The organism is Pelomicrobium sp. G1 (assembly GCF_051905455.1).
In the GTDB taxonomy this organism is placed as follows: domain Bacteria; phylum Pseudomonadota; class Gammaproteobacteria; order Burkholderiales; family UBA6910; genus Pelomicrobium.
Map to the genome: position 1 here is coordinate 163858 of NZ_JBQACR010000005.1, position 14210 is coordinate 178067.

Here is a 14210-nt window from a genome sequence, read left to right on the forward strand (position 1 = left end):
GATCCTCATTTCCCCCCCTCCACCACCGTCCGCTGGGCCTTGCTTGCTTGCTCCAGTGCGTGGGCGGCTTCGGGCGGCATGTAGTTTTCGTCGTGCTTGGCGAGCACCTCGGTAGCGACGAAAACGCCGTCTTCCCGCAACCGTCCCTGGGTCACCACGCCCTTGCCTTCGCGGAACAGATCGGGAAGGATCCCGCGGTAGACGACCGGGATGGTCTTGGCGGTGTCGGTCACGTTGAAGCGCACCGTCAGCCCGTCCGGCTCCCGCCGCACGCTGCCCTCCTCCACCAGGCCGCCGATGCGGAAGGCCTTGTCGAGGGGCGCCTCCTGAGCCGCCACCTGGGAAGGCGTGAAGAAAAACACGAGACTCGTGCGAAACGCGTTCAGCACCAGCCCGGTGGCAAGCGCGAGCAAGGCCAGGGCGGCGGCCACCAGGGCCAGGCGCTTATGCCGAGCCTTCATGTCTCAACCTCTCCTCTTTATCCATCGTGGCCATGCGCAGCGCCCGGCGCCGGTGCACCACCGCCGCCACCTCGATCGCCAGGGTGAGCAGGGAAATCGCGTAGGCGCCCCAGACATAGAAGCCGTAGCCCCCCATGGCCAGGAAATTCTCTAGGCTGCCCCAGCTCATACGCTCCGTCCCGAAAGTTCGGCCGCCCACGCGACGCGCCGCTCCCGCTCCAGGATGATGCAGCGCACCCGCGCCAGGATCACGGCAACGGAATAGGTCCAACAGGCGCCCGCCATGACCAGCATCGCCTGCAGCATGAGGGCGGCCATCTTGGGGGCGGCGGTCAAGCTGACCGAGGCCCCCTGGTGCAGGGTGTTCCACCACTCGACCGAGTAGTAGATGATGGGCACGTTCACCACCCCCACCAGGGCGAGGACCGCCCCGGCCCGGTCGCCGCGGCGCGGGTCTTCGATCGCCGCCTGCAGCGCGAGATAGCCGAGATAGAGAAAGAGCAAGATCAGCTCGGAGGTGAGCCGCGCGTCCCACACCCAGTAGGTGCCCCAGGTGGGCCGCCCCCACAGCGCCCCGGTCCACAAGGCGATGAAGGTGAACAGCGCCCCGGTCGGGGCGATGGCCCGCGCCATCATGAAGGAGAGCCGGGTGTTGAAGACGAGCCCCAGGGCGCAGTAGGCGGCCATCACCACGTAGAGGAACATGGACATCCAGGCGGCCGGCACGTGCAGAAAGATGATACGGTAGACCTCCCCCTGCTGGAAATCGGTGGGGGCGACGAAAAAGCCAAGATAAAGGCCCACGGCGAAGAGTAGCGCGGAGGCCGCGCCGAACCAGGGGATCAGGCGCCCCGCCAGGCCATAGAAAGTGGACGGAGAAGCGTACTTGAACCAGTTGATGTTTGCGCGCCCCATGCTTCCTCACTCCATCGAGACCCGCAACGCCAGGGCGGCAGCCCAGGGCGAGAGCGCCAGGGACGCCAGCAGGAAGGCCCCCAGGAGGGAAAGATGGCCCTCGATCCCGATCCCCGAGGCCGCCGCGTCCACCGCACCCGCGCCGAAAATCAGCACCGGGACGTACAAGGGAAGAACCAGCAGGGCCACCAGGACGCTGGCGCCGCGCAAGCCCAGGGTGAGGGCGGCGCCCACCGCTCCGATGGCCGACAAGACCGGCGTGCCGAGCAGCAGGGACAGGACCAGCACCGCGAGGGGACCTCCCCACAAGTCGTACTGCAACCCGAGGAGCGGCGCCATGACCACCAGCGGGACGCCGGAGACGATCCAGTGGGCGATAATCTTCCCCAGCACCAGCAGAGAAAGGGGTTGGGGAGAAATCAACAACTGCTCCAAGGTGCCGTCCGTATAGTCATGGGCGAACACTCGCCCCAGGGAGAGCATGGAGGCGAGCAGCGCCGCGACCCATACCACCCCGGCCGCCAGCGGCCGTAGCTTGTCCAGTTCCGGCCCCACTCCCAGAGGAAAGAGGCTCACCACGATGACAAAAAAAAACAAGGTCGTCATCACATCCGAGCGCTGGCGCAAGGCCAGCGTCAGATCCCGCACCACCACCCAGCGCAAGGCGGCCAGCATCCCTCACCCGGCCAGCAGGAGCCGCTGCACCCGGGCGCCCCGGATCTGCATCTCCTGGTGCGTAGTCACCACCGCCAGCCCCCCCTGCTCCAGGTGCCTTTCCACGAGCCCCTGCACCAGGGCGATCGCCTCCTGGTCCAGGCCGGCGAAAGGCTCGTCCAGCACCCACAAGGGGCGGTTCATGAGGGTCAAGCGGGCGAGGGCCACGCGCCGCTTCTGCCCTTGGGACAACCATTTCACCGGAAAATCCTCTCGCCCGCCCAAGCCCAGCCGGCGCAAGGCATCGAGCGCCCAGCCCTCGCCGATCGGCTGTCCCGCCAGCCCGGCAAAGACCTTCAGGTTTTCCCGGGCGCTCAGCTCGTCCTTGATCCCGTTCAGGTGCCCCACATAATGGAACTGCGCGAAATATTCGTCGCCCAGACTGCGAATCGGTTCCCCGCCCCAGCGGATCTCCCCCGATTCGGGGGCGAGGAGGCCGCACAGCATGCGAAGCAGGCTGGTTTTGCCGCTGCCGTTGGGTCCCGCGACGTGGAGCAGGCCCCCCGAGGTTAGCTCGAAGCCCACCTCGCGGAAGACTTCCCGCTCCCCTCGGACGCAATGGAGGTTGTTGGCGGTCAACACGAGAAAAATAAAAGTGCGGATTATAAGGCTTTTTGAAAAATCCTGGGCAGTGTCCCGGACAAGTGCCCCTGCCTCCTCACCGATGGCCGAAAGATCCCCCCGCTGGCCGGATCGCCCCTCTTTCCGTCCGGCCCGGGTCGGGCTTTGCCTTCGGCGCGGCGGGCTTCCCCTGGCGCTCGTGGCGGTCCTGGCCGCTGCCCTCGCCCCGCCCCCCAGGAGCGCGACCGCCGAAACGCTCATCGTCGGTTCGAAGCGCTTTACCGAGTCCTACATCCTGGGGGAGATCGTGCGCCAAACGGTTCTGCGGGTGGGTGAGATCGCGATACACCGGCCCGGGCTGGGCAATACCGCCATCGTGTTCGAGGCGATCAAGTCGGGCGCCATCGACATCTATCCCGAATATACGGGGACCTTGGACCGAGAAATCCTGGGCAATTCCCAGCCCTCCAGCCTCGCTAAGCTCAATCTCCAGCTCGCCCCCTATGGCCTCGCCGTCGGCATTCCCCTGGGATTCAACAATACCTACGCCCTGGCGGTGCGGGAGGATGTGGCCGAGCGGCGGAGGCTCAACCGGATTTCCGATCTTGTGGACCACCCGGACCTACGGCTGGGATTGTCCCAGGAATTCCTGGGCCGGCGCGACGGCTGGCCGGGCCTGAAGGAGGCGTACGGCTTACCGTTTTCCAACCCGCGCGGGCTCGACCACGGGCTCGCTTATGCGGCGCTGGCGGCGGGCCAAGTGGACGTGATCGATGTCTATACGACCGACGCCAAGCTCACCCGCTACCGGCTCCGGGTATTGGAGGACGACCGGAAATATTTTCCTTCCTACGAGGCCGTGCTGGTCTACCGCACCGACGCGCCCAGCCGCTTCCCGAAAGCGTGGCGAGCCCTCGAAGCCCTGGCCGGGACGATACCCGCGTCCACCATGGTGCGCCTCAATGCCGAAGCGGAACTCGGGGGCAAGAGCTTCGCCGACGTGGCGGCCGGCTTTCTCGGCGGCCGGAGCGCCGCAGGCTCACCACCGAGAGAACAAAGCTTGCTGGAGGTCTTGACCGGGCCGGATCTCGCGCGCTTGACCCTGGAGCACGTGCTGCTGGTCTTCGGTTCTCTGGTCCTGAGCGCGGCCATCGGCATCCCCCTCGGCATCGCCGCCCAGCGCGCTCCCAGGGTCGGTGCGGTGATGCTCGGAGCGGTGGGCGTCATCCAGACGATCCCCGCTTTGGCGCTGCTCGCCTTCCTGATCGCCGCCCTGCAGCGGATCGGGGTGGTGCCCGCTTTGGTGGCTCTGGTGCTCTACGGGCTCCTGCCCATCGTGCGCAACACCCACGCCGGCCTGCAGGAGGTTCCGCTGGGGGTCAGGCAATCCGCCGTCGCTCTGGGGCTATCGGCGGCCCAGCGCCTGGGGCTGATCGAGCTGCCCCTCGCCGGCCGCGCCATCCTGGCGGGAATTAAGACCTCGGCGGTCATCAACGTGGGCACCGCCACCATTGCCGCTTTCATCGGCGCGGGCGGCTACGGGGAGCGCATCGTGGCGGGTCTCGCCCTCAACGATCAGAAGATGCTTCTCGCCGGGGCGATTCCGGCGGCCGTCTTCGCCCTCCTGGTCCAGGGACTCTTCGATCTCCTAGAGCGCCGCTGGTATGCTTGGGCGCCCGGCGGGCGGGGCGAATCGAACCGATCCTGAGCTGCGCCGCAGCGAGAAAGGCTGGACGATCCCGCGGAGAAAAACACGGCCGCCGGCGGAAGCGCCCGGAGGGAAATGGGGTGGCGGATGGGATTCGAACCCACAACAACCGGAATCACAATCCGGGACTCTACCGTTGAGCTACCGCCACCACGGACGGCACCCATTCGCGCTGGTAGGGCGTGCCCGACAGGAATCGAACCTGTAACCCCCAGCTTAGAAGGCTGGTGCTCTATCCGGTTGAGCTACGGGCACGAGGCGCTCCACAGGCTCGCCCGCCTTTCCGAATGGGTACCCGATCTGGTCGGGGTGGAGAGATTTGAACTCCCGACATCCTGGTCCCAAACCAGGAGCGCTACCAGGCTGCGCTACACCCCGGAAAAGAAAAAATATACCGCCCTCCCTGGAAAAAATCAATGAAATTGCTGCCTTGTAAGGCTGTTTTCACTTGCGGTGTAGCCGCGATTTTGCTATTAAAGCGCTTTTTTGTGCACAGAGGCCGACCCCTATGCCGAGCCAAGGCAGCAAGACGCTTCCTCCCTACAAGCCCAAAAAGGGAGAGCCTTACATGAATCCGCGGCAGCTCGCCTATTTCCGGAAAGTGCTGGAGACGCTGAAGCTCGAACTCAGCCAGGACATCGACCGCACCGTTCACGCCATGCAGGACGAGGCGACGGTGTTCGCCGATCCGAACGACCGGGCCAGCCAGGAATCGGACATGGCGCTCGAGCTACGCAACCGGGATCGGGAACGCAAGCTTATCAAGAAGATCGATGAAACCATCGCCCGGATCGATGCGGGAGAATACGGATATTGCGAAAGCTGTGGAGCGGAAATCGGGCTCAAACGCCTGGAAGCGCGTCCGACCGCATCGCTATGCATCGACTGCAAGACGCTGGATGAGTTGAGGGAGCGGCAGGTAGCGAAATAGGTCCTCTTCTTTCCCCGCGGCCGCCGGGGAAGCTTGCCGCGGGACGAGACGGCGCGAAGAGGAAAAACACCCTAGGGCAAAAAGGCGCCTTCCCGTAAACCGCCCTGGGGTCTTTACGGCACCGGGGTAGTGCTGGAAGGGGACTGCGCCTCTTCGGCCAGCGCCGCTTTCATGCTCAGCCGCAGCCGTCCCTTGTCGTCGGCCTCCAGCACCTTGACCCGGATCAGTTGGCCCTCCTTGAGATAGTCGGCCACGTTGTTGACCCGCTCGTTGGCGATTTGGGAAATGTGCAGGAGCCCGTCTTTGCCGGGCAGGACGCTTACGATGGCGCCGAAGTCGAGCAGCCTCAGCACGGTACCCTCGTAAATCTTGCCCACTTCGACTTCGGCCGTGATCTCCTCGATGCGCTTCTTGGCGAGCATGCCCCCCTCGGCGCTCACGCAGGCGATGGTCACGGTGCCGTCGTCCTCGATATCGATGGTGGTCCCCGTCTCTTCAGTCAATGCTCGGATCACCGCGCCGCCCTTGCCGATGACGTCGCGAATCTTCTCCGGGTTGATCTTCATCTTGATGATGCGCGGCGCATGGATGGAGATTTCGGGTTTGGTCGCCGGCATGGCCTGCTTCATCAGTTCCAGGATGTGCATGCGCCCTTCCCGCGCCTGGTTGAGCGCGACCTGCATGATCTCCTTGGTGATGCCGGTGATCTTGATGTCCATCTGCAGCGCGGTGACCCCCCGTTCCGTCCCGGCCACCTTGAAATCCATGTCGCCCAGATGATCTTCGTCGCCCAGGATGTCCGACAGCACGGCGAAGCGGTTGCCTTCCTTGATCAACCCCATGGCGATGCCGGCGACGTGCCCCTTCATCGGCACCCCGGCGTCCATCAACGCCAGGCAACCGGCGCAGACGGTGGCCATGGAGCTAGAGCCGTTCGACTCGGTGATCTCCGAGACCACCCGCAGGGAATAGCCGAATTCCTCCTGGGGCGGGATCACGGCCGCCAGCGCCCGCTTGGCGAGCCTGCCGTGGCCGATCTCCCGCCGCTTGGGCGGGCCGACGCGGCCCGTTTCCCCCGTGGCGTACGGGGGCATGTTGTAGTGAAGCATGAAGCGCTCGGTATACTCGCCGGTGAGCGCGTCGATGATCTGCTCGTCCCGCTGGGTGCCGAGGGTCACCACCGCCAGCGCCTGGGTCTCCCCGCGGGTAAAGAGGGCGGAGCCGTGGGTGCGCGGAAGGACGCCGGTGCGGATGGTGATCGGCCGGATGGTTCGCGTGTCGCGCCCGTCGATGCGGGGCTCCCCCGCGAGGATGCGTTCGCGCACCACCTTGTATTCGAGGTCGAAGAGTAGGTTCTTGATCTCGTTTTCCCTCGCCGGTCCCACCTTGTCCCCCGTATTGAGGGCCTCAAGGAGGCGTTTCTGGATCTGCTTGAGCCGCTCCGAGCGGGTCTGCTTGGTTTTGATCGAATAGGCTTCCTTCACATCCGCTTCGGCCAGCTCGGCGACCCGGGCGACGAGCTCCGGGTCCTTGGCGGGGGGAGTCCACTCCCATTCCGGTTTGCCAGCCGCCTCCACCATCTCGTGGATCGCCTGGATCACCGGCTGCATTTGCTGGTGGCCGAAAACCACGGCGCCAAGCATGACTTCTTCCGGCAACTCCATGGCCTCCGACTCCACCATCAGCACGCCTTGCTCGGTCCCCGCCACCACCAGATTCAGCGCCGAGCGCTTGAGCTCGGAGACGGTGGGATTGAGCACGTATTGCCCTTCAAGGTAGCCGACGCGGGCCGCCCCGATGGGGCCGTTGAAAGGAATTCCCGCCAGAGCCAGCGCAGCCGAGGCGCCGATCATGGCCGGGATATCGGAATCAACCTCGTTGTTGGAGGAAACGACGGTGGCAACGATTTGGACTTCGTTGTAGAAGCCTTCAGGGAACAGGGGACGCAGCGGACGGTCGATCAGGCGGGAGGTCAGGGTTTCCTTCTCCGACGGGCGCCCTTCCCGCTTGAAAAAGCCCCCGGGGATCCGGCCGGCGGCGTAGGTGCGCTCCAGGTAGTCGACAGTGAGAGGAAAGAAGTCCTGACCCTCCTTGGCCTCTTTCGCCGCGACCACGGTCACCAGGACCACCGTATCGTCCAAGTTGACGAGGACCGCGCCATCCGCTTGCCGCGCGATCTCTCCCGTTTCCAGCGTGAGCTGGTGCCTACCGTAGGTTAAGGTTTTCTTGAAGTACGCCAAGACGTTTACCTCGCTGGAATAGGCGGTTCGCTAGAAAAGAAAAAGGCGCGACGCGAAGGCGCAGGCAGCGCGCAGGGACGGCTCCGGTCATTCGATAAATCAGATTCCCCATCGTTCCGAAGCCAATCGCTCTGCCGAGCCCCTATTTGCGCAGGCCCAGCCGATCGACGAGCTTGCGGTAGGCCTCTGGGTCGCGGGTGCGCAAGTAGTCGAGGAGCTTCCGCCGGCGACTGACCAGGCGCAACAGGCCGCGCCGGGAATGATGATCCTTCGCGTGCGTTTTGAAGTGCTCGGTGAGGTAGTTGATGCGCGCGGTCAGCAGGGCGATCTGAACTTCAGGCGAGCCTGTGTCCCCCTTGGCTCGCTGAAAGTCCTGCATGATTTTGGATTTTTCTGCTGTCGTGATAGCCATTTATCGCTCCACTAAAGACTATCATTATATCCTGTATAAACGCTAACGCTCAAGTAACCCCTTGGCGCTTCTAAGAATGCGCGCCCCCTCCCCGCCCTGGATCCGGCGCTCTGGGCGGATCAGCCTTCGGGGCCGCACCCAGCCGTCGCCAGTGCTCTCGCCTACCCCCAAAAATCGCCCCTGGTCGGCATAGAGCCGGACCGGCCCGGCTGCGCCGCCGGGAGCGGCGACGGGCTGCCCTAGGAACAGGGCCCGCTCGGCCGCCGGCGCCACGTCGAGCCTGGGCAAGGAAGCCAGCGGGGCATCCACGGGGAGAAGCAGGGCCCTGCACCCGTCCTCGGTCAACGCCTCCAGCCGGTTCGGGGTAACGGCCTGCTCGACCGAGAACGGCCCGATTCCTGTGCGCCGCAGCGCTTCCAGATGGGCCCCGCAGCCGAGGGCCGCGCCCAGATCTTCCGCCAGAGTGCGGACATAGGTACCCTTGCTGCATTCCACCAGCAAAGTCGCCCCTTCGCCGTGAAACGCCTCGATCACCAGCCGGTAGATCTCCACCTCGCGCGCTTGCCGCTCCACTTCGACGCCTTGCCGGGCGTAACGGTAGAGCGGGCGCCCGTTGCGCTTGAGGGCGCTGTACATGGGCGGAATCTGCCGGACTTTCCCGGTGAAGGAGGTCACCGCCGTCTCCAATTGGGCGGGCGTCACCGAGACCGGACGGCGCTCGACCACCGTCCCTTCCGCGTCACCTGTCGTAGTGCGCACGCCGAAGCGCACCGTGGCCTTGTAGGTCTTGCGGGCCTCGAGCAGACTCCCGAGGAACTTGGTGGCTTCTCCCATGGCGACCGGGAGCAGGCCGGTCGCCATGGGATCCAGGGTTCCGCCGTGGCCGGCCTTGGCCGCTCCGAACAGGCGCTTGACGCCCTGCAGGGCGGCGTTGGACGTGATGCCCGCCGGCTTGTCCAACAGGAGCACGCCGTCGATGTCGATACGGTGGCGGGCCATGCGTCGCGGTCGAGGAGGAGCGGCGCTCAATCCGGGTCGGGCTTGTCGCCCCCTTTGAGGCGATCGGCGGCGACCGCTTCGTCGATCAGGCGCGAAAGCCGCATACCCCCTTCGACGGATGGATCGAAAACGAAGCGAAGCTCGGGCACGGTCCGAAGCCGCAGGCGCTGCCCTAGCATTCCTCGCAGGAAGGGCGCGGCGCGGCGCAGCCCTTCCGCGGTCTCCTTGTCGTCCCGCCCGCCCAGGCTGGTGTAATAGACCTTGGCGAAGGACAAATCGGGGCTCAACTCGACCTCGGTCAGCGTCACCATGCCCACGCGGGGATCCTTGACTTCGTCGCGGATCAGGCAGGCCAGCTCCCGCTGAATCTCGCGCGCCACCCGCTGTGCTCGCGCTCCGGGCCTCGTCATGACCGTTCTCCTCGCCCCCGGAGGTCCACGCCTTGGCCCCAAGCCAAGCGGGCCCGCCGGTCACAGGGTGCGAGCCACCTCAACGACTTCGAACACCTCGAACTGGTCCCCGACCCTGATGTCTTCAAAACCCTTGAGGGCGATACCGCACTCGAACCCGGCCTTTACCTCGCGGACGTCTTCCTTGAAGCGCTTCAAGGACTCCAGTTCCCCGGTATGGATGACCACGTTGTCCCGGATCACCCGGACCTGGGAATTGCGCCTCACCACCCCTTCGGTCACGTAGCAGCCGGCCACCGCGCCCACCTTCGAGATCTTGAACACGTTGCGGACCTCCACCAGGCCGATGACGTTCTCCTTTTTCTCCGGCGCCAGCATGCCGGACAGCGCCGCCTTGACCTCGTCTACCGCTTCGTAAATGACGTTGTAGTAGCGGACGTCGACGCCGGTGGAGGCGATCAGCTTGCGTGCCGTCGCGTCTGGGCGGCTGTTGAAGCCGATGATCACCGCCTTGGAGGCGAGCGCCAGGTTGACGTCCGACTCGGTGATGCCGCCCACGCCCGTATGAACGATGTTGACCTTGACCTCGTCCGTCGAGAGCTTCTGTAGGGCGTGCGCCAGCGCCTCGTACGAACCCTGGACATCGGCCTTGATGATGAGAGAAAGGCTCTTCGTCTGGCCTTCGCCCATCTGCTCGAACACGTTCTCCAGCTTGGCCGCCTGCTGCTTCGCGAGCTTGACGTCCCGGAACCTCCCCTGGCGGAAGAGAGCGATCTCCCGCGCCTTGCGCTCGTCGCCGAGGACCACCAGCTCGTCGCCCGCCTGCGGCACGTCGGAGAGGCCCTGGATCTCCACCGGGATCGAAGGGCCGGCCGCCTCCACCGGCTTGCCGTTCTCGTCCTGCATCGCCCGGATGCGCCCATACACCGCGCCGACGAGAGCCACGTCGCCGCGCCGCAGGGTGCCGCTCTGCACCAGGATGGTGGCGACCGGGCCTCGACCGCGGTCCAGCCGCGATTCGATGACGATGCCCTTGGCAGGCGCCTCCCGCGGCGCCTTGAGCTCCAGAACCTCGGCCTGCAACAGGATGCTCTCCAGCAAATTGTCTATGCCCTGCCCGGTCTTGGCCGAGACTTCGACGAACATGGTGTCGCCGCCCCACTCCTCGGGCACGACCCCGTGGCTCACCAGCTCCTGCTTGACCCGTTCCGGGTTCGCTTCTGGCTTGTCGATCTTGTTGACCGCCACTACGATCGGCACCTTGGCGGCCTTGGCGTGATTGATCGCCTCGACGGTTTGCGGCATCACGCCGTCGTCCGCCGCAACGACCAGCACCACCAGGTCGGTCACCCTGGCGCCCCGCGCCCGCATCGCGGTGAACGCTTCGTGCCCGGGCGTATCCAGGAAGGTGATCTCTCCGCGCGGGGTTTTGACGTGATACGCGCCGATGTGCTGCGTGATGCCCCCGGCTTCTCCGCTCGCCACGCGGGTGCGGCGAATGAAATCGAGCAGCGAGGTCTTGCCGTGGTCCACGTGCCCCATGACCGTCACGACCGGGGCACGTGGCTCGAGCGGCGCGCTGACCGCCGCCTGCGCCTCACTCAACAAGGCTTCCGGATCGTCCAGCTTGGCCCGCTTCGCGACATGCCCCATCTCCTCCACCACGATCATGGCGGTGTCCTGATCGAGGACCTGGTTGATGGTGGCCATGGTGCCCAGTCTCATGAGGGTCTTGATGACCTCGGCAGCCTTGACGGACATCCTGTGGGCCAGCTCGCCGACGGTGATGGTCTCGGGAACCAGGATTTCCTTGACCACCGGCTCGCTGGGCGGGGCGAAGGCGGCGGGCTGCTCGCCGCCCCCCTTGTGCCGCGCACCGGCCTTGCGTTCCTTCCAGCCTTGGGCGAGCGCCGTGTCGCCCCGGGTCTTGATGGTGCGCCGCCTGGCGACCTCCTCCTTCCAGGCCACCGTGTCCTTCGCCGGTTTCTTGACCCCCTTCTTTTCCGCCTTTTCCCCGCCTTCCGGCGCTTTGGCCGCGGGGCGATGGAGAGTGCCTTCCGAAATCGGCGCCGCAGCCGCCGGGGCCGCTTTAGCGGCTTCCTTGACGGGTTCCTCCACGCCTGGGGCGGAAGCACTGGCGGCTTCGACCGCCGCCGTCAGTGCCTGTGTTTCCTCCCCGGCCGCGGTCTCGGGCTCCTGCTTCTTGCGCTGGCGGCGGGCCCGTTTCTCCTCGGCTTCGGCCGCCTGGCGGGCCGCCAGCTCGGCCTGCTTGCGGGCCTCCTCCTCCCGCAGCGTCTGCTGCGCCTGATCCAGCACTAGCGCCGGAGAGGGGGGGGGCTCCTGCGCCGGGACTTCCTGCGCGGTGACGTCGCGGCGCACCAGCACCCGTTTCTTCCGCACCTCTACCTGGATGGTGCGGGCCTTGCCGGTGCTGTCGGCTTTCTTGATTTCCGAAGTCTGCCGCCGCGTCAGCGTGATCTTCTGCTTGGGCTCCTTGGCCCCGTGGACCTTGCGCAGGTACTCGAGGAGTTGGGTTTTGTCCTGCTCCGTGAGCGGGTCGTCCACCATGGTCTTGGCCACCCCGGCGGCGTTGAGCTGCTCCAGCAACAACGTCGCGGGCAGGCCTAGCTCGCGGGCGAATTGGGCGACGTTCATCTGTGCCATTACTCTGCCTTACCCTCTTGTTCGAACCATGGAGCGCGAGCTGCCATGATGAGCTTCTTGGCCAGCTCGGCGTCGATCCCGGTCATTTCCACTACGTCGTCCACCGCCAGGTCAGCCAGCGCCTCCTTGGTGGAAACGCCCTGCGCCACCAGTTTCCGGGCAACACCGGCCTCCATCCCTTCCAGGGTCATGAGATCGCCGATGTCCGCCTCCAGTTGCTCCTCGCTCGCGATCGCCTCGTTCAGCAAGGCACCGCGGGCCCGGCTGCGCAGCTCGTTGACCGTTTCCTCGTCGAACGCTTCGATCTCCAGCATCTCGTTGATCGGAACGTAGGCGATTTCCTCCAGGGTTGAAAAGCCTTCCTGGATCAGGATGTTCGCCACCTCCTCGTCCACATCGAGGCGCTCCATGAAAAGCTTGCGGATAGCAGCGGCCTCTTCTTCGCCTTTCTTCTTCGATTCCTCGACGGTCATAATGTTGAGCTCCCAGCCGGTGAGCTCGGAAGCGAGCCGCACATTCTGACCGTTGCGGCCGATTGCCTGGGCCAGTTGATCTTCCTCGACGACGATGTCCATGCTGTGCTTTTCTTCATCGACGACGATACTGCTCACTTCGGCCGGCGCGAGGGCGTTGATCACGAAAGTGGCGGGGTCCGGGGACCAAAGCACGATGTCCACCCTTTCTCCGGCCAGCTCGCCGGTCACCGCCTGGACGCGGGTGCCGCGCATGCCCACGCAGGTGCCGATGGGATCCAGCCGGGGATCGTTCGACTTGACCGCGATCTTGGCGCGGGAACCCGGGTCCCGGGCGGCTCCCTTGATTTCGATCAGCCCCTCTTCGATCTCCGGCACCTCCAGCTCGAACAATTTGACCAGGAACTCGTTGGCCACTCGGGAGAGGATCAGTTGCGGCCCACGGCTCTGGCGATCCACCCGCAGCAGGTAGGCGCGCACCCGGTCTCCTACCCGCAGGCTTTCTTTCGGGATCATCTGATCCCTTGGCAGCAGCGCTTCCAGCCGACCGGATTCGATGATGGCGTTGCCTCGGTCCATGCGCTTGATCACGCCCGTCACCAGGTGCTCGTTGCGCTCCAGGAAGTCGTTCAGGATCTGCTCGCGCTCGGCATCCCGGATCTTCTGGAGGATAACCTGCTTGGCGGTCTGGGCACCGATACGGCCGAACTCCACCGGCTCGAGCGGTTCCTCGATGTAATCGCCAACCTGGACATCGGGGTTGCGCTTGCGAGCCTCGCTCAGGCCGATCTGCTGGTCCGGAAACTCCACCTCCTCGTCGTTGACGACAAGCCAGCGCCGATAGGATCGGTAATCGCCCGTGCTTCGATCTATGGACACGCGCACGTCCATGTCGTCACGGAACCGCTTTTTGGTCGCCGAGGCGAGCGCCATTTCCAAGGCACCGAAGACCACGTCCTTGTTGACGCTCTTCTCCCTGGCCAGCGCGTCCACCAGCATTAGAACTTCCCGACTCATGGTTCGCCCTGTCTCTATATGCAAAGCCTGTCCTGCCAAGCGATTCCCCTGTAACCGTTTAAAACCGCGGCACGAGCCGCGCTTTGTCCAAATCGTCGATATCGAACTCCAGTTCCGTGCTCTCCAGGCTTGCCCGTATTTTTGTTCCCTCGACGGCTTTCAAGGTGACGACGAAATTGGAGCGGCCTTCTCGGGGATGGCGCAGCCTGATGCGAACTCGTTCCCCGACGAACCTCTGGAAATCCGATACTTTTCTTAACGGGCGGTCCAGACCTGGAGACGAGACCTCAAGCCGGTCATAATCCACCGCCTCCACGGCGAAGAGGCGCGTGAGGTGGTTGCTCACCGAGGCGCAATCTTCCACGCTCACCCCTCCCGGTTGATCGATAAACACGCGGATGAGCTTGCTGTGAGACACCCGTTCGAAGTCGACGAGCTCGTAGCCCAGGTTTTGAAGTACCTGCTCCACCAACGCCTCAAGGGCCAAGGTTCGTTTCATCAACACAAACAAAAAATGGGCGCCCGGCCCATCTTCTCTTTATGTAACTGTAACTTTGGAAGTTTAACAGAATAGCGAAAGGGGTGGAAGAAAAAAACCGGATTCCCCAAAGCCTTCCAGCCACTGCACGCCCCGGCTCAAAATGCCGAAGGCCCCGTGAGGGGCCTTCGGCGCTTTGTGGGGGTGCCTGGCGGTGACCTACTTTC

General features: G+C 64.8%; 14 protein-coding genes and 3 tRNA genes. 2 read left to right on the plus strand and 15 right to left on the minus strand.

The genetic code is table 11. The annotated features are described in order from the left end of the window. Window positions 1–5: 5 nt before the first annotated feature. Genes ccmE through ccmA form a run of 5 tightly spaced genes read right to left on the minus strand, consistent with a single transcriptional unit; the run spans window position 6 to window position 2672 of the window. On the minus strand, window positions 6–461 hold the full coding sequence (gene ccmE, locus ACTFO6_RS07195; RefSeq protein ID WP_439933771.1) for a cytochrome c maturation protein CcmE: 456 nt from the start codon (window positions 459–461) through the stop codon (window positions 6–8). Then, the gene (gene ccmD, locus ACTFO6_RS07200) at window positions 445–630 is read right to left on the minus strand and encodes a heme exporter protein CcmD (protein ID WP_439933772.1); all 186 of its coding nucleotides are present in this window, start codon (window positions 628–630) and stop codon (window positions 445–447) included. Before ccmD ends, ccmE begins: the two co-directional genes overlap by 17 nt. Then, the gene (locus tag ACTFO6_RS07205; protein ID WP_439933773.1) at window positions 627–1376 is read right to left on the minus strand and encodes a heme ABC transporter permease; all 750 of its coding nucleotides are present in this window, start codon (window positions 1374–1376) and stop codon (window positions 627–629) included. The genes ccmD and ACTFO6_RS07205 overlap by 4 nt, the downstream gene beginning before the upstream one ends. Before the next feature lie 6 nt (window positions 1377–1382). Next, window positions 1383–2051, minus strand: a complete 669-nt coding sequence (gene ccmB, locus ACTFO6_RS07210) for a heme exporter protein CcmB (RefSeq protein ID WP_439933774.1) — start codon at window positions 2049–2051, stop codon at window positions 1383–1385. A gap of 3 nt (window positions 2052–2054) precedes the next feature. Then, complete coding sequence (gene ccmA / locus ACTFO6_RS07215) at window positions 2055–2672, minus strand: cytochrome c biogenesis heme-transporting ATPase CcmA (protein ID WP_439933775.1); 618 nt, start codon at window positions 2670–2672, stop codon at window positions 2055–2057. A gap of 82 nt (window positions 2673–2754) precedes the next feature. Here ccmA and ACTFO6_RS07220 point away from each other — a divergent pair, with 82 nt between their 5' ends. Then, a complete protein-coding gene (locus ACTFO6_RS07220) occupies window positions 2755–4359 on the plus strand; it encodes a glycine betaine ABC transporter substrate-binding protein (protein WP_439933776.1) in 1605 nt (534 codons plus the stop codon). Window positions 4360–4435: 76 nt separating this feature from the next. Here the strand turns inward: ACTFO6_RS07220 and ACTFO6_RS07225 are convergent. From ACTFO6_RS07225 to ACTFO6_RS07235, 3 genes are all read right to left on the minus strand, one after another. Beyond that, window positions 4436–4510, minus strand: a tRNA-His gene (locus ACTFO6_RS07225). A gap of 30 nt (window positions 4511–4540) precedes the next feature. Then, a tRNA-Arg gene (locus ACTFO6_RS07230) sits at window positions 4541–4614 on the minus strand. Between the two features lie 46 nt (window positions 4615–4660). Beyond that, a tRNA-Pro gene (locus ACTFO6_RS07235) sits at window positions 4661–4737 on the minus strand. Window positions 4738–4867: 130 nt separating this feature from the next. On the opposite strand from ACTFO6_RS07235, the gene dksA reads away from it, so the two are divergent. Then, window positions 4868–5290, plus strand: coding sequence for an RNA polymerase-binding protein DksA (gene dksA / locus ACTFO6_RS07240; RefSeq protein ID WP_439933777.1), 423 nt, complete (start codon window positions 4868–4870; stop codon window positions 5288–5290). Between the two features lie 113 nt (window positions 5291–5403). Here the strand turns inward: dksA and pnp are convergent, their stop codons facing one another. From pnp to rimP, 7 genes are all read right to left on the minus strand, one after another. After that, window positions 5404–7530, minus strand: a complete 2127-nt coding sequence (gene pnp / locus ACTFO6_RS07245) for a polyribonucleotide nucleotidyltransferase (RefSeq protein ID WP_439933778.1) — start codon at window positions 7528–7530, stop codon at window positions 5404–5406. Window positions 7531–7672: 142 nt separating this feature from the next. After that, entirely contained in the window at window positions 7673–7942 is a 270-nt protein-coding gene (rpsO, locus tag ACTFO6_RS07250) for a 30S ribosomal protein S15 (protein ID WP_439933779.1), read from the minus strand. A gap of 42 nt (window positions 7943–7984) precedes the next feature. After that, on the minus strand, window positions 7985–8941 hold the full coding sequence (gene truB, locus ACTFO6_RS07255) for a tRNA pseudouridine(55) synthase TruB (RefSeq protein WP_439933780.1): 957 nt from the start codon (window positions 8939–8941) through the stop codon (window positions 7985–7987). Between the two features lie 26 nt (window positions 8942–8967). Beyond that, window positions 8968–9351, minus strand: coding sequence for a 30S ribosome-binding factor RbfA (rbfA, locus tag ACTFO6_RS07260; protein WP_439933781.1), 384 nt, complete (start codon window positions 9349–9351; stop codon window positions 8968–8970). A gap of 60 nt (window positions 9352–9411) precedes the next feature. After that, complete coding sequence (gene infB, locus ACTFO6_RS07265; protein WP_439933782.1) at window positions 9412–12015, minus strand: translation initiation factor IF-2; 2604 nt, start codon at window positions 12013–12015, stop codon at window positions 9412–9414. Continuing rightward, a complete protein-coding gene (gene nusA, locus ACTFO6_RS07270; protein WP_439933783.1) occupies window positions 12015–13505 on the minus strand; it encodes a transcription termination factor NusA in 1491 nt (496 codons plus the stop codon). Before nusA ends, infB begins: the two co-directional genes overlap by 1 nt. 58 nt (window positions 13506–13563) lie before the next feature. Next, window positions 13564–14004 carry a ribosome maturation factor RimP gene (rimP, locus tag ACTFO6_RS07275; RefSeq protein WP_439933784.1) on the minus strand — a complete coding sequence of 147 codons (441 nt, stop codon included), beginning with the start codon at window positions 14002–14004 and terminating at the stop codon, window positions 13564–13566. Window positions 14005–14210: the final 206 nt, after the last annotated feature.